This is a genomic window from Sulfuriflexus sp. (assembly GCF_032250955.1).
GTDB lineage: Bacteria > Pseudomonadota > Gammaproteobacteria > AKS1 > AKS1 > Sulfuriflexus.
Genome location: NZ_JAVVES010000003.1, coordinates 25,344 through 49,601 on the forward strand (window position 1 = coordinate 25,344; position 24,258 = coordinate 49,601).

Genomic DNA, 24,258 nt, shown 5'->3' on the forward strand with positions numbered 1-24,258 from the left:
GTGGCCGGCACATCCTGCTGGTAACACATGCCGGGGTGATGCGTGCGATCATTGCCCACATCCTCTGTGCCGGCCCGCTTGGCATGTACCGAATCAAGGTGCACAATGCCGGTATTACACGAATAGTCTCCACCCCGGATGGCGACATGCTCGAATACCATAATCATACACTGAACGCCCAAGACTCCTGATATGGCCGACATACAGACGTACCTGGATAGCCTGCGCAAGGATATTACCTTTGATGTGGAACTGCGCGAACAGGCGCTGCACTTTCGCTCGACCTGGGGACTCTTCTCGCCCCGCGAGATCGATGAAGGCACCCGCCTGTTACTGAGTCATATCAAGATTGCCGAGGATGCCGATAGTCTCGATATCGGTTGCGGCTACGGGCCGATCGGCATCACCCTGGCCAGGCTCGCCCCCAGGGGTAACCACCTGCTGGTCGACAAGGACTTTGTCGCCGTCGATTATGCGAACCGTAACATCAAGGATAACAAGCTGGATAATGCCGAGGCGGTCCTCAGCAATGCCTTCGACCAGGTTGGTGATCGTCAGTTTGATATCATTGTTTCGAACATCCCTGCCAAGGTCGGCAAGGAGATGTTGTTGCTCATCCTCTATGATGCCCTCGCCCATCTGAAACCCGGCGGACAACTGTACGTGGTCACGATTAACGGCCTGCGCAAGTTCATGAAACGCCATTTTGAAGAGGTCTTTGGCAACTACAAGAAACTTAAACAGGGCAGCAATTACACTGTCGCTCGTGCTATCAGGGAACCTGGAGACACGTACTAACCCTATACTCCTCTTTGTCGCTGATGACCGGATTGAAAATACGGCAGGCGCGGCATAGGCTATTGAACATGCATGCCACACGTCTTCCTGTCACAGCCATCCTGCTTGTCCTGCTTTCGGGCAATGCCTTTCTTTTCGCCCATAAGCCGGCAAGAGCTGATGCGCAGGCCTTGCAGCAAGAGTACCAGCGGCTCCAGGGAAAGCTTGCCTCGAATGTCTATGGCATTCCTGTTTATATCAAATCCAGCAGTAATGACGACAACCAGATGCACGGCGAGATATTTGGTGTCATCAGCCACCCTTACGACAAGGTCAGGGATGTTCTGGGTACGCCTGCGACCTGGTGCGATATCGTGCCATTGCATCTCAATATCAAGGCCTGTACCTATCAGCAGCGGGATAAACAATATCTGCTTACCTTCTATACCGGCCGAAAGTTTTATGAGTCACCCGATAACGCATACATTATCCGTTATCTTTATACTCCCCTCGCACGCCACGAAGACTATCTTGATATTCAGCTGACCGCTGATTCCGGACCACTGGGTACGGAAGACTACAACATCAGCGTTGAAGCCATTCCATTAGACGATGATTCGACATTTCTCCATTTCAGTTTCTCATACCAGCACGGTCTGCTTGCCAACCTAGCCATGGGAACTTACTTCCTGACCCTCGGTAGTGGCAAGATCGGCTTCAGCATAGTCGAAGAAGACGAAAGTGGCGAACCTGTTTATGTTAAAGGTAACCGTGGTGTTATCGAGCGTAATGTCGTACGTTATTATTTTGCCATCCAGAGTTACCTGGTCACGCTTGATGTGGCGAGTGAGCAGCGCCTCCAGGCACGTCTCGATCGCTGGTTCGAATTGACGGAACAACATGCCCGGCAACTCCACGAACTCGACAAAGAGAAATATCTGGAGTACAAACACCTGGAGCGCAAGGATCAAATACGACTGCAGGCGGAGATTGACTATGTTCAAAACCGATAAAACAATAGTCAATGCCTGTAGCGATAAAATGGTCTTACTGTATTAGCCAGATCATTTTCCAGCGCCCTTGCTATAATCAGCCCATGACTGTCTTCGAAAAACACCTTACTGTTGCTGACAATAACGAGAGCGTTATAGCTCAACTTGCCGCGTCCAGCGACCTGTCCAGACAGCGCATCAAGCAGGCCATGTTCAAGGGTGCGGTCTGGTTTACCCGCGGCAACAGCACGCAGCGCATACGTCGGGCCACAAAGACCCTGCAACCCGGGGATGTAGTCCATCTCTACTATGATGAAAAGGTGCTCGCACGCGAGCCGCTGCCGGCGGAAATAGTCGCCGATCAAGGCGCCTACAGCATCTGGTACAAGCCTTACGGCATGCTCTCACAAGGCTCGAAATGGGGAGATCACTGCACCATCAGGCGATGGGCCGAGCAGCACCTGCTGCCACAACGCCCGGCCCTGGTCGTGCACCGTCTTGACCGGGCCGCAACCGGCCTGATCCTGATCGCGCATGAGAAAAAAGTCGCTACGGCTCTCGCTGCGCTGTTCGAGTCACGGGCTATCGAGAAATGCTACCGGGCTATCGTGCACGGCAGGTTTCCTGACGAAACACAAACCATAAATTCCGATATTGATGGCAAAACAGCGATCAGCCATGTGCGCCGATTAGACTATGATGAGACTCTCTGGAAAAGTTTAGTAGAAGTAAAAATTGAGACCGGGCGCAAACACCAGATACGCCGCCACCTTAGTGAGGCCGGCTTTCCAATTGTCGGCGATCGTCTCTATGGCGACGTCAAAAAAAATAGCGAGCATGAAGACCTGCAATTGACGGCCTTCACACTCGCCTTCCAGTGTCCGGTCACTGACAAACCGCTAACCTTCCGCCTCGCCGATGACAGACTGCCGCAGCTATCTTCCCCGGCTACCGCATGATTACTTCTTTGATTCCTCAATATAGGCGCGTGCAGTGCTGACCTTGTCGATACAACCCGCGTAGGCGCCAAAACCTGACTGTACCTTGGCCGTTCCCAGCAGGCTTGCCGCCTTGGTGTATTCCCAGCTCCCGCCGAAGCCTGTGGTCTTGGCAAAATCGAGTTCCTTGTAGGCAATCTCAATCCCCTTCTCACATGAACTGGCAAGCTTGTTTTCTGCTGCCGTGTTTTGGCTGGTGCTGGCACACGCAGATATACCTATACACAGTACCCCGAGTAACATACTACGATAAATATTCATTGTTCAGACCTCCATAAAGTTTGAGGTCCTTATGCTAGCGCCGCCGCGCATTTTTTATGTGAGGCAAGTCTTAAAATCAAACCGGCATTGTCAATTGGTTCACAGTTTGAGACTAAAACAAGAATACCCGCAACTGTGCCAGTCTTTCCCCCTTCTGAAAACCGCTATGGCGGTCTTTCTCCCTGGCCGACCGTGTGCCGGCACATTACAGCTGGCTTTACACGGCTTTTTCCCCTGAATCATTCAGGTATACTTTCGTTCTGCCTCGTACTGTTTTTATAAGGAGTAACACTATGGTCCAGACCGAATCCACCATGCTCGCCCTCGGCACCCCGGCACCGGACTTTTCTTTGCCCGAACCGGCCACGGGCAAGACCTGGTCACTCGCCGATTTTACCGGCAACCAGGCATTTTTGGTAACCTTCATGTGCAACCATTGCCCTTACGTATTGCATATTCATAAACAGCTCAACGCCCTCATTCGTGAATACCAGCCCAGGGGCCTCGCCGCCGTGGCCATCAATGCCAATGACGTTGCCGCCTACCCGGCAGACAGTCCAGAGAAAATGGCCGCGCTGTCCAGAGAAATGGACTACTGTTTTCCCTACCTGTTTGACGCCGAGCAGACCGTGGCCAGGGCCTACAGGGCCGCCTGCACGCCGGACTTTTTTCTCTTCGACAAGGATATGAAGCTCGCCTACCGGGGCCAGTTCGATGCCTCGCGACCGGGCAGCGAATTGCCGGTGACCGGTGCGGATATGGGCGCCGCCATCGAGGCAATACTGACCGGAGACCCCATTCCTGCAGAGGCACAAAGCCCAAGCATGGGCTGTAACATCAAGTGGAAGCCGGGTAACGAGCCAACTTGTTCTAGCTAGTATTACTAGTTTTTTATTACATTCCACTGATTTACACTGTATGTTCTAGGTTATGACATGGTTAACAGCCATCTCAGCCTCGCAAATATTTTTTTATTTGCACATAAAGCAAGACTTAACCAAGGATGAAAGACTATGCGTAAATTTCTGCACTTCATTGTTCTTGCAATCGGTACATCCTTACTATCACTGCCTGCATATGGACTGGAAGGCGTATTGCTGGATAGTGCGGGCAATTACGTAACTGATAGCTCTGGTGAATGTGTCTCGGTTGGCAAGCTGAAACATTTTCACCGGGCGGATGGCACCGGCTACTGCGCGGATTTACCCGAGAAGGTGGCCCAAACCGCACCTACACCCGCGCCTGCACCAGAACCTGCCACCTACGAGATCGTGACGACACTCGATGCACATGCCCTGTTCAGCCATGATCGGTCAAACCTGCGACCTGCAGGCAGGAGTGAACTCGATGCGCTGGTCTCCAAGCTGAAGGGTTACTCTTCTCAGAGAATTAGTATTATCGGCCACACCGACAGCCAGGGAACCGACGCATACAACCAGCTCCTCAGCGAGCGCCGCGCGGCATCGGTAAAGAACTACCTCATTAGACAGGGTATCGACGCCGATTCTATTTCGACCGTGGGCAGGGGTGAAAGCCAGCCTGTCGCCTCCAATAGCACCGCCGCCGGGCGGCAACAGAATCGCCGTGTTGAAATTGCCGTGAGTGCCACAAGGTAATCAACCCGCGGGTAGCAGAAACAGGACGGGACGGCATCTGCCGTCCCGTTTTACTTTTTACGCTTCACCAGGCAGGTCTGGATTCGCCAACAACCCGCCGGCGAGTAATTCTTCCGTAAAGCCAAAATAGCGCATATCCCGAATTCGTTGCGGATAGAGAATGCCATCCAGGTGGTCACACTCGTGCTGCACGACCCGGGCATGGAAACCGGTCACCTCTCGCGCCACGACCCGGCCCAGCTGGTCGAAACCCTCGTAATGAAGATACGTAAAGCGGGGCACCAGGCCACGCATACCGGGGACGGAGAGGCAGCCTTCCCAGTCTTCGTCGGTCTCTTCCCTTAGCGGCACAATCTGCGGATTGATGAGTACGGTCTGTGGCACCGCTTCGGCATCGGGATAGCGCGGATTCTGCCCAACCTCGAAAATGACGACCCGCAGATCCACGCCGATCTGTGGCGCGGCCAGGCCTGCACCATCGCAGGCGGCCATGGTCTCAAACATATCCGTAATCAACCTGTCCAGTACCGGCGTATTGAAGTCCTGCACGGCCCTGGCCTGTCGTAACAGGGCCGGCTCGCCCATGCGCAGTATCTCTCTGATGGCCATCGTCTACGCCCTCATCTTGTTCGGTAAAGATTGCTGGTTGGCCGATGCCTCATCCTGTGGTTGAGACCCCGGCGTATCCTTTATTCATTGTGCCCGCCGCCGACAACGCATGGAATATGCTGCGTTTCATGTCGATCGGCCATTCCCGCCGTCAGCCAGGCTTCCAGCGGCTCAAGGGGCAGTGGCCCGGCCTGTCCGGCTTAGACAAAGACCGGCATTTGCGTCTGCCTCGCAGTCACGGCACAATCACGCCTTCATCCCGGAAGCATAAGCAGAATCTCACCATGGCAGCACCCCTTTACGAATCCAGTCTGACCAGCCTGAACCTGATCAATCGCGGCAAGGTACGCGACATCTATGACATCGATGATCAGCACATGCTGATCGTGACCACCGATCGTCTGTCGGCCTTCGATGTCATCATGAGCACGCCGATCCCGGACAAGGGCCGGGTCCTGACCACCGTTTCCAACTTCTGGTTCGACTACCTCAGTGACATCGTACCGAACCATCTCGCCTCGCGCACACTCGAAGACGTCCTGCCCGATGCCGCAGAGCGCGCCAGCGTCGAGGGCCAGGCCACCGTCGTGCGCAAACTGCGCCCGTTACCGGTCGAGGCTATCGTGCGCGGCTATATTATCGGCTCTGGCTGGAAGGACTACCAGGCTACTGGCAGCATCTGTGGCATCCGTCTACCCCCCGGTTTGCGGCTGGCTGACAAGCTCGAGCAGGCCATTTACACGCCATCGACCAAGGCCGACATAGGCGATCACGACGAGAACGTCGATTTCGAAACCACCGTGAAACTGCTTGGCCGGGAACGAGCCGAACAGGTCCGCGACGTGAGCCTGAAACTGTACGCGAAGGCGCGTGACTACGCCGCTGAGCGCGGCATCATCATCGCCGATACCAAGTTTGAATTCGGCCTCGATGACAATGACCAGCTCGTGCTGATCGACGAGGCCCTGACCCCGGATTCGTCGCGCTTCTGGCCGGCCGAGAGCTATGCCCCCGGCACCAGCCCCGAGAGTTACGACAAACAATACATCCGCGACTGGCTGGAGGCCCAGGACTGGGACAAGACCCCGCCGGCGCCCACCATCCCGGATGAGATCATAGCCAGGACCACCGAGAAATACCGCGAGGCCTGCCGGAAACTGACCGGGCAGGAACTCGACTAGGCAGACGGGTTGTTCGGCCTAGTGAATCAGTCGATTCAGTGTCGCGAGCAGTTTTTCGGGGTTAAATGGCTTGGTCACCCAGCCCGTGGCGCCGGCCTCGCGTCCCTGGCGCTTGCTCTCATCCGTGTGCTCGGTGGTGATGGTCAGAATCGGTGTATTCCGGTAACCGGCTTGCTGCCGCAATGACTTGATCAGGGTATAACCATCCATCTCCGGCATATTAATATCGGTCAGGATCGCATCAAAATGCTCATGGTGGGCCATGGATAACCCTTCCCGGCCATTGCTCGCCTGCTTCACCTCAAAGCCGCCCTGCTTGAGCATAAACGTAATAACGTCACGGATAGATTTACAGTCATCAACAACAAGAATGGTTGAAATATTCATAAGACACCCCTTTATTTTGCCTCGAGGTAGCCGCCAGAAAGGCGCCACCCTGCGAAGGCTTCACTATCAAAATGGTTCTGCGTCTGAAAAGGGGAAGGAGAAGAGTCGCATTCTCGGTTCCGGCAGTCCCGCTGTCATAGGCATGAGCCCTTAGACCGGATGACTTTGCGTGCCCATCTTTCGAATGGGGTCGCCCTTGTCAAAACATTAAATAACGCACTTAAAGTATAGCTACTATTTTTCGGGAAAGACAAGTCGGTTTAGAGGGATTTGTGATTAGGCTGCCCTGACCCATCGGAGATGTCCGATGTCCGTGGGGCTTTAAGTTTTTGCGTTTATATGGGCATCTATGGCAGATAATTTCACCACTCATAGATACCCTGATGACACTGGGACAGTGGAATAGGGTACTCATGATGAAGCTTGAAAAGCTTCTATGAGCCACCTTCGAGGTTACACCATAGAACCCTTTCAGGGTTCATTATGGATACCTCACCCATTTCCAATGGGTCGAGGCAATTGTGAGTTGCCCAGACTCACTGGGACAGTGAGTGGGGTATTCATGATGATGCCTGAAAGGCATCTATGATCCTCAACCATCTCCGATGTCCGTGGGTATTCGACCTTTTCGCTGTCTCCTTTGCTTTTATGGCTCGGAATTTCACCACTCACAGAATCCCTTCGGGCTTCATTGTGAGTACCTCAACCATCTCCGATGGTTCGAGGCAAAAAAAGGAGAGGCGTGCGGGGCAGGCCTCTCCATAAAAGCACCCGGGAAGGGATCGGGAGCTTGTCCGTTTTGCGTTGAGGATGATCCTACCCCCACTCGCCTGCCTTGAATATGTGGCATAATGTCGCACCCTTCATAAAATCAATGACTTGGCATGAGCCCGGTGTTAATTTCCTTACCTCTCCAGCGCCGGCGCGCTAGAATAACGGTTTAGATACAAGCTTGTGTACCAATGCCCGTGACCAGCCCAGCTCCACAAAATGACCCGGCCGAGAGACAAAACCTGCGCCGCCTGTTAAGCCTGCGAAGCATTGCCGTTATCGGCTGGGGGCTGACCATCTATGTGGTCGTTGCCTTTGTCGGCATGCCCCTGCCTGCCTCCTCCATGGCCCTGGTGATCATCGCCCTGGCATTGTTCAATCTCGTTACCTGGCTGCGCCTGAAGTGGGGCGGGCGGGTCGGTCAGCTGGAGTTTCTTCTCCAGCTCATGGTCGACGTTGTCGCGCTCACCAGCCTTCTTTACCTGTCAGGCGGGGCGAGCAACCCGTTTGTGCTGCTGTTCCTGTTGCCGATTATTATCGCCACCGCCGTCCTGCCCGCGATCCATATCTGGCTCCTGACGTTATTCACAGGGGTCTGCTACAGCCTGCTGATGTGGCGCTATGTGCCCCTGCCGCATGTCCACGGCGAGGAGCACAGTTTTAGCCAGCACGTCTTCGGTATGTGGCTTGCCTTCGTCGTCAGCGCCGCAGTAATTGCTTACTTCGTGGTGGCGATGCGGCGCAGTCTGCACCGTAAGGACCAGGCATTGGCCGCGGCGCGTGAGCAGCGGCTGCGCGATGAACAACTCGTCGTCCTCGGCACCCTGGCTGCAAGCACCGCTCATGAACTCGGCACGCCACTGGGCACCATGGCCCTGCTCAGCGAAGAGTTAAACACCACCACTGAAGACCCGCAGGCGCAGGCGCTGCTGCATACCCTGGGGGAACAAATTAACCGTTGTACGCAGGCCCTGGCCACCCTCTCGGCCGCGGCCGGTGGCATCCAGCTGGGTGGTGGGCAAATCCTGCCCGTGCACGACTTTCTCAGCGAGATACTCGCAGAATGGCAACCATCACATCCCGCTATTCAACTACAGACAGACTGGCAGGGACCTGAACATGCCCCGGGCATACTCGCCGACCGCACCCTGAAACAGGCACTGGGGAATATTCTCGATAATGCTGCCGAGGCCTCACCCGGCGATGTGGTGTGGCGGGCCAGCTGGGATAAGGACGGCCTGACCATGGAAATCAAGGATCGGGGCGACGGCTTGAGCCAGCAGGCAGAGCAGCTTATCGGCACCCGCCCTTATAGTGAAAAGGATAACGGCATGGGTCTGGGTCTGTTCCTCGCCCATTCTATTATCAGTCGTTTTGCCGGTGAAGTCCGGCTGCTCAACCGCGAGGGGGGTGGCGTAACCACATTCATTCACCTGCCCCTGACGAAGGCCGTATAAGGAGCGACTGCGCGCATGCAACTGCCAGAAAGTATCTTGTTGGTCGATGATGACGAGGCCTTTCGTGATGTCCTCGGCCGCGCCCTCGAGCGGCGTGACTTTACCGTGCACAAGGCAAGTGATCGCCATAGTGCGCTGACCCTGGCCGGCCAACATACGCCGGGGCTCGGCATTATTGATTTGTGTATCGGCGACGAATCGGGTCTGCAGGTCATCGAGGCGCTGGCCTCACGCTACCCTGATATGCGCCTGGTGGTCCTGACCGGGTTTGCCAGTATTACCACGGCGGTTGAGGCGATAAAACTCGGCGCCAGGCATTACCTGACCAAGCCCGCCGCGGTTGATGCCATTCTTGATGCCCTCTACCGGGACAAGGGTAACGCCGACATTGACGCCAGCCGGCAACCGATGTCAGTAAAGCGACTGGAATGGGAGCATATCCAGAAGACCCTGGCCGATCACGATGGCAACATCTCGGCGGCGGCCCGCGCCCTCGGTATGCACCGGCGCACCCTGCAGCGAAAATTACAGAAGCGTCCGGCCCGCCACTGACCAGCAGGCAGATAAGAGGCTAGCGCGCTAATCGTACCAGCTGTCGATCATGTACCCGGCCCATCAGCACGAGGGCCAGCGCCGCCCCCAACAGGGCGGTGCCCATGTCGGCCTGCGTATCCCAGACATAGCCCTGGGTACCAAGGAATGCCTCGGCAGCCTGCTCCGAGCTTACACCTACCGCCCACTCGAGCAGCTCATAGGCGGCACTGATCGCAAGGCAGATACTGAGAACGATAAAATTCAGCCAGACCCGGCCGCTGACAATCGCCTTGCGGATCAATATCTCACGAGCAATGATTGCCGGCACGACGCCCTGGGCAAAATGTCCCAGTTTGTCATAATTATTCCGCTCCATACCCCACAAGCCGTCGAAGAAGGGGACCTCGGCATAGGTATAGTGCCCGCCGATCATAAGGATAATGCTGTGCACAAGAATGAGGCTGTAGGTTAACGGTGTGAGGGGGAAGGTTCGCCTGGTTGCCACAAGAATAAACACGGCAATCAGGGCCGGCATCACCTCGAGTATCCATATAAAAAGATCCCTCGGGTAAAACGCAGACCATGCCAGCACACTGACGAACGCGACTGACCACACCCCTTCCTGTATTGTTAATCTCATTCGTCAGGCCTTGCTGTTATGTTGCTTCCGTCGAATATCTTTAGCATACCTTTATTCCCATAAAAAAGGGGCGTACCTCAGTACGCCCCTTTTTATTCGCTCGTCTGAGCAGTGGTCTTACTTGACCTTCTGGTCAAGTTCGCCCTTGGCATACATCTCGAACATGACTTCCAGGCTCCTGGCCTTGATCTTCGAAGCGTGACCGGCACAACCGAAGGCTTCGTAACGGGCCTTACAGATGTCCTTCATGGCCGCGGTTGAGGCCTTCAGGAACTTACGTGGGTCAAAGTTGGACGGATTTTCGGCAAGGAACTTACGTACCGCACCGGTGCTGGCCATACGCAGATCAGTATCGATGTTTACCTTGCGCACGCCGTTCTTGATACCTTCGAGGATTTCTTCAACCGGCACACCGTAGGTCTGGCCCATCTCGCCACCGTAGCTGTTGATGATCTCCAGCCAGTCCTGAGGTACAGAAGAAGAACCATGCATGACCAGGTGCGTGTTGGGCAGACGTGTATGAATTTCGCGGATGCGGTCGATACGCAGGACTTCACCGGTAGGTTCCTTGGTGAACTTGTAGGCGCCGTGTGAAGTACCGATGGCGATTGCCAGGGCATCAACACCCGTAGCCTTAACGAAGTCAGCGGCTTCTTCAACACCGGTCAGCAGCTGATCCATGTCCAGCTTGCCTTCGGCGCCATGGCCGTCTTCTTCACCCATTTCACCTGTTTCCAGTGAGCCCAGGCAACCCAGTTCGCCTTCTACGGAAACACCGCCGGCGTGAGCCATCTTCACGACTTCACGGGTAACATCAACATTGTACTCAAAGCTGGCCGGCGTCTTCATGTCGGCCATCAGCGAACCATCCATCATCACGGAAGTGAAGCCGGACTGGATAGAACGCAGGCAGACTGCAGGTTCTGAACCGTGGTCCTGGTGCATGACAACCGGGATGTGCGGGTACATTTCGGTGGCGGCGGTAATCAGATGACGCAGGAATGGTTCACCCGCATAGGAACGTGCACCGGCTGAACCTTGCATGATAACCGGGCTATCACACTCATCAGCAGCCTGCATGATCGCATGCACCTGTTCCATGTTGTTAACATTGAATGCCGGCATACCGAAATCGTTTTCTGCAGCGTAGTCCAGCAGTTGTCGCATTGATATCAGGGCCATATGGACCTCCTGTATTTTATCGTTACTGTGTTACTGAAAATAAAAACTTCTTGTTACAAAAACATCAGGCATCAGGTTCTTCCATGGCGCCGACGCGGACAACCTTCATCGCGTTAGTGCCACCAAGCTTACCCATCAAATCGCCCTTGGTAATAATGACCAGGTCACCGTCGCGTACAGCACCGCGGCGAACCAGTTCATCGATCGCTTCTTTGTTGACAATCGCATGGTCATTGCTGGTCGTTTCAAAACTCACCGGATACACGCCTCTATAGAGCGTAACCTTGCGGCGTGTCTTGACATGACTTGTCAGGGCATAAATCGGGATGCCGGAACTGATACGCGACATCCATAATGCTGTCGAACCCGACTCGGTCAGGGCCGCAATCGCCTTTACACCAAGGTGATTGGCGGTATACATGCTCGCCATCGCCACGGCCTCGTCAATATGCTCGAAGCGGGTATTGATACGATGATCGGAGTGCGTCACCTGGCGTTGCTTCTCAACCCCGAGACAGATACGGTCCATGGCCGCAATGACCCGGTCCGGATACTTGCCGACGGCGGTTTCAGCCGACAGCATGACCGCATCAGTACCATCGAGTACTGCATTGGCGACATCAAAGACTTCCGCACGTGTCGGAATCGGGTTTTCAATCATCGATTCCATCATCTGCGTTGCCGTGATCACGACCCGGTTCATATCGCGGGCCAGGGAGATCATGCGTTTTTGCACAGGCGGCAGGGCCTCGTCGCCGATTTCCACGCCAAGGTCACCGCGAGCCACCATAATGGCATCGCTGGCCTCGATGATCTCTTCCAGCTTGTCGAGAGACTCGGCACGTTCAACCTTGGCGATGATTCCGCCCTTGCCACCAGCCTCGCGGAACAGACGACGTGCCTCATTGACGTCTTCTGCATTACGCACAAAAGACACCGCCAGGTAATCGGCCTCAATATCTGCCGCTGCGAGTATATCTTCGCAATCCTTCTCGGTCAGCGCCGGCGCGGAAAGCCCGCCGCCCTGTTTATTGATACCCTTGCGGTCCGAGAGTTCACCACCCTGGGTGACCCGACAGCGAACCTCGGTCCCCTCGACTTCCTCAACCCACAGCAGAATGCGGCCATCATTCAGCAACAGCGTATCGCCACGACCCACATCCTTCGGCAATTCCTTGTAGGCAATACCGACGCGCTCCTGGTTACCCTGATTTGGATCATGGGCCGAGTCCAGAATGAAGTTATCGCCATCGTTCAGTTCGATCTTGCCGTTGGTGAAGCGTTCGATGCGGATCTTGGGGCCCTGCAGGTCCACGATAACGCCGACCTGACGACCATGCGCGCGGGCCCGATTGCGCGCGGTCTCGGCACGTTTTTTATGAACTTCATGGGCATCATGGGAGAAATTCAGCCGCGCCACATCCATGCCGGCTTCAATCATCCGGTCGAGGACCTTGGGGTCATCTGAGCGTGGCCCTAGTGTGGCCACAATTTTTGTTCGTCTGTTCATTAACCTTCTTTGCGTCTTGGGGCTGCTTGTGCAGCGCTTTCAGGGTACTACAATTTGCCCTGCCTGACAGTGACTAACCCCTGCTGGCCACTGTTGATATTCCCTGCTTATTTGGCACGCGCTTCCAGCATCGCCACGGCCGGCAGGGTCTTGCCTTCGAGATACTCGAGGAAGGCACCGCCAGCAGTCGATATATAGGAAACCTTGTCATAAATATCGTATTTCTGGATGGCGGCAATCGTATCACCGCCACCGGCGAGGCTGAAGCCCTGGGCGTTGGCAATTGCCATGGACACGGTTTTGGTGCCCTCGCCAAACTGGTCAAATTCGAACACGCCGACCGGGCCGTTCCAGACGATAGTACCGGCCTTGCTGATGATATCGGCCAGTTCCTGGGCTGACTTCGGACCGATATCGAAGATCATGTCGTCATCTTCAACTTCATCGGCACTCTTGACGACAGCCGGCTCATTCTCGTCAAACTTCTTGCCACAAACAACATCCACGGCAATGGGAATATTCGCACCGCGTGCCTGCATTTTTTCAAGCAGGTCCTTCGCCGTATCAACAAGGTCATCTTCACAAAGCGACTTGCCGACGTTATGCCCGGTAGCCTTGAGGAAGGTGTTGGCGATACCGCCACCCACCACGAGTTGGTCGACCTTTTCAGAGAGTGCCTCGAGTACCGTCAGCTTGGTAGAGACCTTGGAACCGCCAACGATGGCAACCATTGGACGGGCCGGCTCGGCCAGGGCCTTGGCCAGATTTTCCAGCTCGCTGGCCAGCAACAGGCCGGCACAGGCGGTCGGGGCAAATTTGCCCACGCCGTGGGTAGAGGCCTGGGCGCGGTGTGCAGTACCGAATGCGTCCATTACAAACACATCACAGAGTGCGGCATATTTTTTCGCCAATGCCTCATCGTCTTTCTTTTCACCGGCATTGAAGCGCACGTTTTCCAGCAACACACACTCGCCGGCGGCAACATCGAAGCCACCATCAAGGTAATCCTTGACCAGGCGCACGTCCTTGCCCAGCTTGGCTGACATGTCGGCCGCAATCGGCGCCATGGAGTTTTCTTCATCGGCCTTGCCTTCTTCAGGCCGGCCGCGGTGTGACATCACCATGACGGCCGCACCAGCCTTCAAGCAATGCTCCACAGTCGGCATAGACGCGGCAATGCGCGCATCCGAGGTTACCTTGCCGCCTTTAACCGGCACGTTCAGGTCGGAGCGAATCAGTACGCGCTTACCCGCCAGGTCAAGATCAGTCAGCTTGATAAAAGACATGTTGTAACTCCTAACTTGATATTTAAAAACTATTTGCCAAATCATTTATCTGGCTTGGCAAATAGTTTTATTGATTCCGAGTAATAATCGCAGAGACCGCAAAGGCGCAAAGAACGCTAAGAAATTCAAATTTCAAGAGTTCGAAGATATACCCCTCACCCTAACCCTCTCCCGAAGGGAGAGGGAATCTTTTTCCTTGGCGTCCTCTGCGTCTCCGCGACCTTCGCGTTAAAGCTCCAGATTCAAATCAATCTGCAACTTAATTTGCAGCAACGTGCTTGACGAAACGCAGCATGTTACAGGTATAGCCGTACTCGTTGTCATACCAGGAAACCAGCTTGACGAACGTGCTATCCAGGGCGATACCGGCTTCGGCATCAAAAATGGATGAGTTGCCACAACCACGGAAGTCTGTTGAGACGACCTTCTCATCGGTGTAACCCAGGGTTTCGCTCATTGGACCAGACTCAGAGGCCGCCTTCATAGCGGCACAGATGTCTTCGTATGAAGCGTCTTTTTCCAGCTCAACGGTCAGGTCAACAACAGATACGTCTGAAGTCGGGACACGGAAAGCCATACCGGTCAGCTTGCCATTCAGTTCCGGCAGAACCACACCTACGGCCTTGGCTGCACCGGTTGATGAAGGAATGATGTTTTCCAGGATACCGCGACCACCGCGCCAGTCTTTTTGTGAAGGGCCATCAACTGTCTTCTGGGTTGCAGTTGCAGCATGCACAGTCGTCATCAGACCGCGCTTGATGCCCCACTTGTCATTCAGGACCTTGGCAACCGGGGCCAGGCAGTTGGTAGTACAGGAAGCTGCAGAAACAATGTTCTGACCGGCATAGGTGTCATGGTTAACACCATGCACGAACATCGGGGTGCCGTCCTTGGAAGGTGCTGACATCACAACCTTCTTCGCGCCGGCGTCGATGTGCTTCTGGCAGGTTTCTTCGGTGAGGAAGAAACCGGTACATTCGATCACCAGCTCGGCACCGATGTCACCCCACTTCAGATCAGCAGGGTCGCGCTCCGCAGTCAGACGGATGGTCTTGCCATCGACAACCAGGTTGTTACCGTCAACCGCCACATCGCCACCGAAACGGCCATGGACTGAGTCATACTTCAGCATGTAGGCCAGATAATCAGCGTCCAGCAGGTCATTGATACCAACAACTTCGATGTCACCAGCGAAATCCTTGGCAATCGCGCGGAAAGCCATACGACCGATACGGCCGAAACCGTTAATACCGACTTTAATAGTCATGTGATTGTTCTCCTTACTCGTTTACTAATAATTAAAATTAAAGAACTGATTCAACGGCACTCACCACGTTTTCAACGGTGAAGCCAAATTCCTTGAACAACTCGCCGGCCGGGGCAGACTCACCGAAGTGGTCGATACCGACAACCGTATCTGCGTACTTGTACCAGCCGCCTGTTACCGCTGCCTCTACCGCAACCGTAGGGATTCCCTTTGTCAGCACCGAGGCGCGGTAAGCGTCATCCTGGGCTTCGAAGGCATCAACTGATGGCATTGAGACAACCCGAATCTGCTTGCCGCTCATGGCTTCGGCAGCGCCCATGGCCAGGGCCACTTCGGAACCGGTCGCGATGATGATCGCATCTGGTGTGCCATCACAGTCCTTAAGAATGTAACCACCCTTGCTGATGGCGGCAATTTGCGCATCCGTACGAGTCTGATGTGGCAGACCCTGGCGTGAGAAGATCAGTGTTGAAGGACCATCCTTGCGCTCAATGGCCCGGGCCCAACAGACGGCGGACTCAACCGCATCACAGGGACGCCATACTGCCATGTTCGGGATCATACGCAGGGTCGGGATCTGTTCAATCGGCTGGTGGGTCGGGCCGTCTTCACCCAGACCGATAGAGTCATGGGTAAATACAAAGATACTCTGAATCTTCATCAGGGCAGCCATGCGCAGGGCGTTACGGGCATATTCCGAGAACATCAGGAAGGTTGCACCGAACGGTATCAGGCCGCCGTGCAGGGTAATGCCGTTCATGATGGCTGACATACCAAATTCACGCACACCGTAGTTCACGTAGTTGGGAACCTCATTGCTGCACATCGGCTTGTAACCGGACCATTCGGTCAGGTTGGAACAACCCAGGTCAGCAGAGCCACCGAACAGTTCCGGCACTGCAGGTGAATATGCTTCAATCGCGGCCAGAGAGGCCTGGCGGGTAGCGGGGCTCTTGGCCTCGGCATTAACGCTGGCGATGTACTCGGCTGATCTGGTCGCCCAGTCTGCCGGCAGGTCACCCTTCATGCGACGTTCAAACTCGGCCGCCAGCTCGGGGTATTCAGCCGCGTAGGCAGCGAACTTCTCGTTCCAGGCAGCTTCTGCAGCGGCGCCCTTCTCCTTCGCATCCCAGCCGTTATAGATATCGGCAGGGACTTCGAAAGGCCCGTGATCCCAGCCCAGCGCGGCCTTGGTCAGGTTGATTTCTTCGTCGCCCAGTGGCGCACCGTGACAGGCATGGCTGCCGGCCTTGTTCGGGGAACCAAAACCGATCGTGGTCTTGCAGCAAATCATTGTTGGTTTGTCGGTCATGGCCTTGGCCGTCTCGATGGCCTTCTGAAGGGCACTCGGGTCATGGCCGTCCACATCCGGGATCACATGCCAGCCATAAGCCTCGAAACGCTTTGGCGTGTCGTCGGTAAACCAGCCCTCAACGTGACCATCGATGGAAATACCATTGTCATCCCAGAACGCAATCAGCTTGCCCAGGTTCAGGGTACCGGCGAGTGAACAGGCCTCATGCGAGATACCTTCCATCAAACAACCATCACCCAGGAATACATAGGTATGGTGATCGACAATGTCGTGACCCTTCTGGTTGAACTGGCCAGCCAAGGCCTTTTCGGCGATGGCCATGCCCACGCCATTGCTAATACCCTGGCCAAGTGGGCCGGTAGTCGTCTCAACACCCGGGGCATAACCATACTCGGGATGACCCGGCGTCTTTGAATGCAGCTGGCGGAAATTTTTCAGGTCATCCATGCTCAGGTCGTAGCCGGTCAGGTGCAGCAAGGAATAGATAAGCATGGAGCCATGGCCATTTGACAGAACGAAGCGGTCACGATCGGCCCAGCCTGGATTCGCCGGATTGTGCTGCATGTGGTCATTCCACAGCACTTCGGCAATGTCGGCCATACCCATAGGGGCGCCAGGGTGGCCGGAATTCGCTTTCTGTACGGCATCCATGCTCAGTGCGCGAATAGCGTTCGCAAGTTCACGACGGCTCGTTGTAGTTGATGACATACCAGAGTCCTCTCTTTTTTACTTAAAGTTAAAGTTGTAAAAACTGTTGTTCCCCATGACCCCCTCGGGGATATCACGGACTAAATTCATCTCCTGACCCTGTTACCTGTATTAACACAGGATAAAGTCTCCCCGGCCGACCGCCAGCGGACGTCAGAAATGGGGTTAGAACATTGGGTACTCTCGGGCCCCACAGGGCTGGTGCCAGGTTTTTCTGGAGCCGTCGTCCGGAGTTAAGGGACGTATTCTCGCTTACCTGCCCGGGCGGGGCAATACTCGAAGCAAAATAAGTCTGGGGCACCGGGCATCATTATCTTTTTTTTCAACAAGTTAGGTGTGCCGCGTCAATGGCCGTATAAAGAGATATGATGGATAATTGCCAGGCCAGCAGCTGAATCAGACTCCTGACCTCATTCATGTCGGCCAGGCCGCGAAGAAAGCAGTCCGAAACCCTGATATCGCCTTGCAAAACAGACTGGTTGATGACTACACTTTTCGTACAACGTGAACAATTATAATCTTCCCGCAGATGGCAGGATAACTACTGCAACTCACCACAGGAACGATTTACAAAATCATGAATAATGCCATATTTTCAATATGTTACAATAAGTTTTGCCCTTTGTTTCGGGGTTTTCTGGTCGCTGTTACGTTCGGCATTTTTGCCCCCGTCACCCAGGCAGGGGAATATACCTTCGTGGTGCAGCCCATCTTGCCCGCCGAGCAGACCAAAGAGGCCTTCTTGCCGCTCACCCAATACCTTTCAAGACAAACAGGACACGATATCAAGCTGGTCACTTCGATCAATTTTCTGAGTTACTGGGAAACCATGAAAAAAAATACCCAGTATGACCTTGTTCTGGACGCCGCCCATCTGACCGCCTATCGCGTTAAGCGCATGGGTTATAACGTGCTGGCCAAACGTGCCGATGCCGTATCCTACACGCTGGTTACCGGTGAGAATGCCGACGTTCTCGAGCCGGAGGAACTCATTGGTAAATCCATCGCCTCCATCGGCTCCCCGAGTCTTGGCATGTTACGCGTCGAAGAAATGTTTCCCAACCCGCTCCGCCAGCCGGTCATCATCGAGGTCAATAACTCGGTTGACTCGATCAAAAAGGTCATTGAAGGCAAGGCCGTTGGCGCCATGGTGCCAACGCCACTGGTTGGACAGTATCCACAGCTGATAACCGTGACGACTACCGAACAGGTTCCGCATACCGCCATTTCTGCTTCATCTTCCGTGCCAGCGGACGTGCAGAATGCTATCCGTAAGGCCCTGCTTGACGCCAGCAAAACCGAGGCCGGTCAGCAAATGCTCAGCGCCATTAACTTCCCTTCCTTTGAGGCCGCCACGAATGAACAATACAATGGCTATGAATCATTACTGGAAGGTGTTTGGGGCTATTGATCAACAGGCCGCTCTCTGTTGCTCACCGCGGCGAAAAGGCGCTGGCGCTGTCTCGTCTCTCACTCTTTCAGCCGTCTGCAGATAAATAACCCCTGCAAGCAGCCTTGTTTAATTAACAATTGTTTAAACCTTCCACTTTGACTTCTCTGCCGTTGCCCTTATAATCTATTCCAGTACAGCGCTGATTTGAATTCAGATTGCGGGCGCTTAATAAATACGGCTAAAGCGACGTGGTGACCAACATTCCCGAACCCGCTTTAGTCCAGCTGAAGCGGGTTTTTTAATGAGGAATACACAATAATGAGCGAACATCTCTTCACCTCCGAATCGGTTTCGGAAGGCCATCCGGACAAGGTCGCTGATCAGATTTCCGACGCCATTCTCGATGCTATCCTTGAGCAAGACGCAAAAGCTCGTGTTGCCTGTGAGACCCTGGTCACAACCGGCATGGCCATGATTGCCGGCGAGATCACCACCAGTGCCTGGGTCGATATGCCCGAGGTTGTCCGTCAGACCATTAAAGAGATCGGTTACAACAGTTCCGAAATGGGCTTCGACTGGGAATCCTGCGCGGTCATGACCTCTATAGATAAACAATCCGCCGATATCGCCATGGGTGTGGATGAAAGCGAAGATCATGAACAGGGCGCCGGCGATCAGGGCATGATGTTCGGTTATGCCTCGAACGAAACCGACGTATTAATGCCGGCACCGATTGCCTACGCGCACCGCCTGGTTCGCCGCCAGGCTGAAGTCCGCAAGAACGGCCAGCTAGCCTGGTTACGCCCGGATGCCAAGAGCCAGATCACTATGCGCTATGAAGATGGCAAGCCGGTCGCTGTCGATGCCGTCGTCTTGTCGACCCAGCATACCGAGGACATTCAACAAAAGGCGCTGCAGGAAGCCATTATGGAAGAGGTCATCAAGCCGGTCCTGCCCGCGGAATGGCTGCATGCCGATACGCAGTACCACATCAACCCCACCGGCCGCTTCGTGATCGGTGGCCCGGTCGGTGACTGTGGACTGACCGGGCGCAAGATTATTGTTGATACCTATGGCGGCATGGCTCGTCACGGTGGTGGCGCCTTCTCTGGCAAGGATCCGACCAAGGTCGACCGTTCCGCCGCCTATGCAACCCGCTATGTCGCCAAGAATATCGTTGCGGCCGGCATCGCGGATCGCTGTGAGATCCAGGTCTCGTATGCCATCGGAGTGGCCAATCCGACCTCTGTGCGCGTTGAGACATTTGGCACCGGCAAGATCAGTGAGGCGCGTATTATCCAGCTGATCAATGGACACTTTGACCTGCGGCCGCGCGGTATTGTCAGCATGCTCGATCTGCTTCGCCCGATCTATCGCCATACCGCTGCCTACGGTCACTTTGGCCGTGACGATATCGACCTGCCATGGGAACGTACCGACAAGGCCGAGGCACTGAAAGACGCAGCCGGTCTTTAAGTTGGCTAATAAATAAGCTATAGGCTATTCTTTTATCCCCCTGTCAACCTGAGGGACGCTGCAGCGATAATTCTCGCCAGGCTCGGGTTAATAGTTACAGCAGAACGGCGTCCACCGACTTTGAACCTTGAAGGAGGTAGACATGAACGCAGTCGTTGATCCAGGTTTTACTGATTACAAAGTGGCCGATATTGCCCTGGCCGAATGGGGCCACAAGGAAATCGCCATCGCCGAGGTAGAAATGCCGGGCCTGATGGCTATCCGCGAAGAGTACAAGGACGAACAGCCGCTCAAGGGCGCCCGCATCATGGGTAGCCTGCACATGACCATCCAGACCGCCGTCCTCATCGAGACCCTGGTTGCCCTCGGTGCCGAGGTCCGCTGGGTATCCTGTAACATCTTCTCGACCCAGGACCATGCGGCCGCGGCCATTGCCGCCCAGGGTATCCCTGTTTTTGCCTGGAAGGGTGAGACCGTCGAGGAATACTGGTGGTGTACCGAGCAGGCCTTCAACTGGCCGGATGGTCAGCTGCCAAACATGATCCTCGATGACGGTGGCGATGCCACCCTGCTCGTCCACAAGGGTGCGCAGTTCGAAGCAGAAGGTGCTGTACCGGATTCTAAGAAGGGTGATAATGAAGAATGGGTAGCCATCCTGGATGTGCTGCGCCGCAATCTCGATCTGAACCCGACCAAATGGCGCGACATTGCCAAAAGTATCCGTGGCGTCACCGAAGAAACGACCACCGGCGTGCATCGTCTCTACCAGATGATGGAAGACGGTGAACTGCTATTCCCGGCAATGAACGTCAACGACTCGGTGACCAAGTCCAAGTTCGATAACCTGTACGGTTGCCGTGAGTCCCTGCTTGACGGTATCAAGCGCGCCACCGACGTTATGATCGCCGGCAAAATCTGTGTCGTACTTGGCTATGGTGATGTCGGCAAGGGTTGTGCACAGGCCTTCCGCGGCATGGGTGCCACCGTGTGGGTAACCGAAATCGACCCGATCTGCGCCCTGCAGGCGGCAATGGAAGGTTACCGCATCGTCAACATGGATGATGCCTGCAAGGACGGCGATATCTTCGTCACCACAACAGGTAACGTCAATGTTATCGACCATCACCATATGACCGCGATGAAGAACCAGGCGATTGTCTGCAACATTGGCCACTTCGATTCCGAGATCAACATTGCCTCCCTGGAAAAATACGAATGGGAAGAGATCAAGCCACAGGTTGACCATGTCATCTTCCCGGATGGCAAGAAGATCATCGTACTTGCCAAGGGACGCCTGGTGAACCTTGGTTGTGCAACCGGTCATCCGAGCTTCGTCATGTCGGCCTCGTTTACCAACCAGGTTATGGCCCAGATCGAGTTCTTCAAGCATGCCGAAAACTACAAGAACGAGGTTTACGTGCTGCCCAAACTACTCGACGAGAAAGTGGCGCGCCTGCACCTTGAAAAGATCGGCGCCAATCTGACACCACTGACCAAAGAACAGGCCGAGTACATCGGTGTGGCGGCAGACGGTCCTTACAAGACGGACCATTATCGTTACTAATCCAGACCTTTGTAAAACGCGCAAAGTGTCGCGCTTGTGCAGGTATGCACGCCGCGACACTTTGCGTTCTTTTACCAAACAATGGTAGCTCGTGAAAAAACATGACTGAGAATATATCCAGGATATACAGCTGCGAGTTCTTCCCGCCCAAGACCGCGGCAGGCAAAGAAAATCTGGACGCTGCCCTGACTGACTTCAAGCAGTTTGATTTCAGTTATATCTCCTGCACCTATGGTGCCGGCGGCACCACCCAGGAAGGCACTTACGATACAATTCAGCAAATCATGCAACACGGCTTTGCCGCCGCACCGCATATCACCTGTATCGGTTCAACCAGGGAAAAGATTGCCAGCCTGCTACAGCAATACAAGGAGGCGGGGGTTTCGCGCATTGTCGCGCTGCGCGGGGATCTGCCGGAAGGCATGGATGACCCGGGTGAGTTCTGCTATGCGAATGAACTGGTCGAGTTCATTCGCCATGAGACCGGTGACCACTTCCATATCGAGGTCGCGGCCTATCCGGAGATGCACCCGCAATCAACCAGCATGCAGGATGATTTACTGCACTTTGCCCGCAAGATCGAGGCCGGTGCGAATGCCGCTATCACGCAATATTTCTACAATGTCGATGCCTGGGTACGTTTTGTGGAAGATAGCGAGCGTCTGGGCATCACGATCCCGATCATTCCCGGCATTATGCCGATTACCAACTACAAGCAACTGGCACGTTTTTCTGCCGGTTGTGGTGCTGAAATCCCGCGCTGGATCAGGACCCGACTGGAAGGCTATGGTGAAGACCTGGACTCGATCCGTGCCTTCGGTTTTGAAGTGACCCTGCAACTGTGTGAACAGTTACTCGAAGCCGGGGCACCGGGGCTGCACTTCTACTCCATGAACCGTGCGGAACCGACGGTCAGTTTGTTAAAGGAGCTCGGACTCTGATAGGTGCAAATGGTTGGGAGTCTGCTCACAGAACCCTTCGGGTTCATTGTGAGTATCCTAACCATCTCCGATTGTTCAGGGCAAATCATCAATCCGCAATCATAAATCATCAATCTCTATGAGAGTCTCCCGCCTCTTCATTGATATCCCCTTGCAGACAGGCGCAACTGTCTCGCTCGAGGCTGAACGACTGAATTATGTCGCCCGTGTCCTGCGCCTCAAGCCAGGGGCGGAACTTACCGTGTTTAATGGGCAAGGTGGCGAGTACGCGGCCCAACTGGCATCGGTCAGCAAACGCCGCGCCGAGTTGATTGTTGGCGCCTTCAATAATCGTGACCGTGAGTCCCCCCTTGACCTGAGCCTGGTACAGGGTATCTCACGCGGCGAGCGGATGGACTATACGATTCAAAAGGCCACTGAACTGGGCATCAGCCGCATCGTCCCGGTCTTTACCCAACGGAGCATGGTGTCACTGGAGGGAGCGAGACTGGCGAAACGCCTGCAACACTGGCAAGGCATCGTTCGCAGTGCCTGTGAACAGTGTGGCCGTAACCATGTGCCTGTCGTCGAAGCCGCCCTGTCCCTGCCCGAATACCTTGAACAGGAGAACGTGGGCAACAAACTCCTGCTGGACCCGTTGGCCGAGACGGGCCTGACTACCCTGCCGCCGCCCGGCGGCAGGACGCACTTGCTCATTGGTCCGGAAGGCGGGCTCGGGGATCAGGAACGTGTACTTGCACACGCAAACGGCTACATGGGTATTCGACTCGGGCCGCGTGTGTTGCGCACGGAAACTGCCGCAGTAGCCTGTATTGCTGCTCTACAGACCTTGTGGGGCGACCTGCATTAGCCACGGCGGTTATTTTTTCTTTGCGGCCTTCTTTTTCGTGCCGGTCGGCGGCTTCATAGCAAAGGTTTCCGCCACCTGCCGCTCAATCTCGTCAAGATTGGGTATGATCGCCGTCTTGCCCGCAATGACAACATGACAGGCTACCGCGGGATGCATCTCACCAGGTTCCTCGACGACACTGATGGCAGACTGATCGATTTGCATCAATTGCGGAATAGTCCGGGTGGGTACGGCGATGAAAGGCACGCCCGGGACACCCGTTACGACGTTCAATACCGCCAGACGCGTGCGTGACCCCGGCTCGGCATACTTGCCGCCAAACATTGTTTCAAAGGCAATCACCGGTACCGAGAGTCCACGCCAGGCGAGCATCCCCAATAACCATTCCGGGCGGTTCCGCACGGCTGACGGCACTGCCGCCAGCTGACTAAAATCGATGATCTCGGCAATTGCCGTATTCGGCAATACCATCTGCTCATCGTTGAGCGGCACAATCTGGCTGGCGATGGTCGATGCGGCTTGTGTCATGGTTTCACTCCTGTG

The 24,258-nt window shown here is 54.9% G+C and carries 24 protein-coding genes and 2 riboswitches; of the genes, 14 read left to right on the forward strand and 10 right to left on the reverse strand.

Annotated features, from left to right (window positions below):
• The first annotated feature begins 38 nt into the window (after positions 1–38).
• The 4 genes from RQ738_RS13690 to RQ738_RS00835 all read left to right on the forward strand — a co-directional run bounded on the left by RQ738_RS13690 (position 39) and on the right by RQ738_RS00835 (position 2,728).
• Positions 39–191, forward strand: coding sequence for a hypothetical protein (locus RQ738_RS13690; protein WP_409929505.1), 153 nt, complete (start codon positions 39–41; stop codon positions 189–191).
• A 1-nt stretch (position 192) separates the two neighbouring features.
• Positions 193–798 (forward strand): class I SAM-dependent methyltransferase, encoded by a 606-nt coding sequence (locus RQ738_RS00825; RefSeq protein WP_314161478.1) that lies wholly within the window; start codon positions 193–195, stop codon positions 796–798.
• Between the two features lie 68 nt (positions 799–866).
• Positions 867–1,790 (forward strand): hypothetical protein, encoded by a 924-nt coding sequence (locus tag RQ738_RS00830; RefSeq protein ID WP_314161479.1) that lies wholly within the window; start codon positions 867–869, stop codon positions 1,788–1,790.
• Between the two features lie 83 nt (positions 1,791–1,873).
• Positions 1,874–2,728, forward strand: a complete 855-nt coding sequence (locus RQ738_RS00835) for an RluA family pseudouridine synthase (RefSeq protein ID WP_314161480.1) — start codon at positions 1,874–1,876, stop codon at positions 2,726–2,728.
• On the opposite strand, the gene RQ738_RS00840 is transcribed toward RQ738_RS00835, so the two are convergent.
• Positions 2,729–3,028, reverse strand: coding sequence for a hypothetical protein (locus RQ738_RS00840; protein WP_314161481.1), 300 nt, complete (start codon positions 3,026–3,028; stop codon positions 2,729–2,731).
• Positions 3,029–3,321: 293 nt separating this feature from the next.
• Between RQ738_RS00840 and RQ738_RS00845 the strand changes: the two genes are divergently transcribed.
• Positions 3,322–3,906: a thioredoxin family protein gene (locus tag RQ738_RS00845; RefSeq protein ID WP_314161482.1), complete on the forward strand. Its 585-nt coding sequence runs from the start codon at positions 3,322–3,324 to the stop codon at positions 3,904–3,906.
• A 135-nt stretch (positions 3,907–4,041) separates the two neighbouring features.
• A complete protein-coding gene (locus RQ738_RS00850; RefSeq protein ID WP_314161483.1) occupies positions 4,042–4,644 on the forward strand; it encodes an OmpA family protein in 603 nt (200 codons plus the stop codon).
• 57 nt (positions 4,645–4,701) lie between these two features.
• Here RQ738_RS00850 and def read toward each other — a convergent pair whose 3' ends face one another.
• Positions 4,702–5,253 carry a peptide deformylase gene (gene def, locus RQ738_RS00855; protein ID WP_314161484.1) on the reverse strand — a complete coding sequence of 184 codons (552 nt, stop codon included), beginning with the start codon at positions 5,251–5,253 and terminating at the stop codon, positions 4,702–4,704.
• A 284-nt stretch (positions 5,254–5,537) separates the two neighbouring features.
• On the opposite strand from def, the gene RQ738_RS00860 reads away from it, so the two are divergent.
• A complete protein-coding gene (locus RQ738_RS00860; protein WP_314161517.1) occupies positions 5,538–6,434 on the forward strand; it encodes a phosphoribosylaminoimidazolesuccinocarboxamide synthase in 897 nt (298 codons plus the stop codon).
• Positions 6,435–6,452: 18 nt separating this feature from the next.
• Here RQ738_RS00860 and RQ738_RS00865 read toward each other — a convergent pair whose 3' ends face one another.
• Positions 6,453–6,821: a response regulator gene (locus tag RQ738_RS00865; RefSeq protein ID WP_314161485.1), complete on the reverse strand. Its 369-nt coding sequence runs from the start codon at positions 6,819–6,821 to the stop codon at positions 6,453–6,455.
• Positions 6,822–6,939: 118 nt separating this feature from the next.
• Positions 6,940–7,026: riboswitch (cyclic di-GMP riboswitch) on the reverse strand.
• Positions 7,027–7,789: 763 nt separating this feature from the next.
• Here RQ738_RS00865 and RQ738_RS00870 point away from each other — a divergent pair.
• Both RQ738_RS00870 and RQ738_RS00875 read left to right on the forward strand, forming a co-directional pair.
• A complete protein-coding gene (locus RQ738_RS00870; protein WP_314161486.1) occupies positions 7,790–9,049 on the forward strand; it encodes an ATP-binding protein in 1,260 nt (419 codons plus the stop codon).
• Positions 9,050–9,064: 15 nt separating this feature from the next.
• A complete protein-coding gene (locus RQ738_RS00875) occupies positions 9,065–9,601 on the forward strand; it encodes a response regulator transcription factor (protein ID WP_314161487.1) in 537 nt (178 codons plus the stop codon).
• A gap of 19 nt (positions 9,602–9,620) precedes the next feature.
• Here the strand turns inward: RQ738_RS00875 and RQ738_RS00880 are convergent, their stop codons facing one another.
• From RQ738_RS00880 to tkt, 6 genes are all read right to left on the reverse strand, one after another.
• Complete coding sequence (locus RQ738_RS00880) at positions 9,621–10,223, reverse strand: DUF2238 domain-containing protein (RefSeq protein WP_314161488.1); 603 nt, start codon at positions 10,221–10,223, stop codon at positions 9,621–9,623.
• A 117-nt stretch (positions 10,224–10,340) separates the two neighbouring features.
• A complete protein-coding gene (fba, locus tag RQ738_RS00885; protein ID WP_314161489.1) occupies positions 10,341–11,405 on the reverse strand; it encodes a class II fructose-bisphosphate aldolase in 1,065 nt (354 codons plus the stop codon).
• Between the two features lie 64 nt (positions 11,406–11,469).
• Positions 11,470–12,915, reverse strand: coding sequence for a pyruvate kinase (gene pyk, locus RQ738_RS00890; RefSeq protein WP_314161490.1), 1,446 nt, complete (start codon positions 12,913–12,915; stop codon positions 11,470–11,472).
• 107 nt (positions 12,916–13,022) lie between these two features.
• Positions 13,023–14,201 carry a phosphoglycerate kinase gene (locus tag RQ738_RS00895; protein WP_314161491.1) on the reverse strand — a complete coding sequence of 393 codons (1,179 nt, stop codon included), beginning with the start codon at positions 14,199–14,201 and terminating at the stop codon, positions 13,023–13,025.
• 259 nt (positions 14,202–14,460) lie between these two features.
• Positions 14,461–15,468, reverse strand: coding sequence for a type I glyceraldehyde-3-phosphate dehydrogenase (gene gap, locus RQ738_RS00900; RefSeq protein ID WP_314161492.1), 1,008 nt, complete (start codon positions 15,466–15,468; stop codon positions 14,461–14,463).
• A 37-nt stretch (positions 15,469–15,505) separates the two neighbouring features.
• The gene (gene tkt, locus RQ738_RS00905; RefSeq protein WP_314161493.1) at positions 15,506–17,491 is read right to left on the reverse strand and encodes a transketolase; all 1,986 of its coding nucleotides are present in this window, start codon (positions 17,489–17,491) and stop codon (positions 15,506–15,508) included.
• Between the two features lie 622 nt (positions 17,492–18,113).
• Between tkt and RQ738_RS00910 the strand changes: the two genes are divergently transcribed.
• From RQ738_RS00910 to RQ738_RS00930, 5 genes are all read left to right on the forward strand, one after another.
• Positions 18,114–18,902, forward strand: a complete 789-nt coding sequence (locus RQ738_RS00910; protein ID WP_314161494.1) for a phosphate/phosphite/phosphonate ABC transporter substrate-binding protein — start codon at positions 18,114–18,116, stop codon at positions 18,900–18,902.
• 300 nt (positions 18,903–19,202) lie between these two features.
• Positions 19,203–20,360, forward strand: coding sequence for a methionine adenosyltransferase (gene metK / locus RQ738_RS00915; RefSeq protein ID WP_314161495.1), 1,158 nt, complete (start codon positions 19,203–19,205; stop codon positions 20,358–20,360).
• A 44-nt stretch (positions 20,361–20,404) separates the two neighbouring features.
• Positions 20,405–20,480, forward strand: a riboswitch (S-adenosyl-L-homocysteine riboswitch).
• 22 nt (positions 20,481–20,502) lie between these two features.
• A complete protein-coding gene (gene ahcY, locus RQ738_RS00920) occupies positions 20,503–21,924 on the forward strand; it encodes an adenosylhomocysteinase (protein WP_314161496.1) in 1,422 nt (473 codons plus the stop codon).
• Between the two features lie 101 nt (positions 21,925–22,025).
• On the forward strand, positions 22,026–22,865 hold the full coding sequence (gene metF, locus RQ738_RS00925; RefSeq protein ID WP_314161497.1) for a methylenetetrahydrofolate reductase [NAD(P)H]: 840 nt from the start codon (positions 22,026–22,028) through the stop codon (positions 22,863–22,865).
• Positions 22,866–22,983: 118 nt separating this feature from the next.
• On the forward strand, positions 22,984–23,715 hold the full coding sequence (locus RQ738_RS00930) for a 16S rRNA (uracil(1498)-N(3))-methyltransferase (protein ID WP_314161498.1): 732 nt from the start codon (positions 22,984–22,986) through the stop codon (positions 23,713–23,715).
• A 9-nt stretch (positions 23,716–23,724) separates the two neighbouring features.
• Here the strand turns inward: RQ738_RS00930 and RQ738_RS00935 are convergent, their stop codons facing one another.
• Positions 23,725–24,243, reverse strand: coding sequence for a chemotaxis protein CheW (locus tag RQ738_RS00935; protein ID WP_314161499.1), 519 nt, complete (start codon positions 24,241–24,243; stop codon positions 23,725–23,727).
• Positions 24,244–24,258 lie beyond the last annotated feature (15 nt).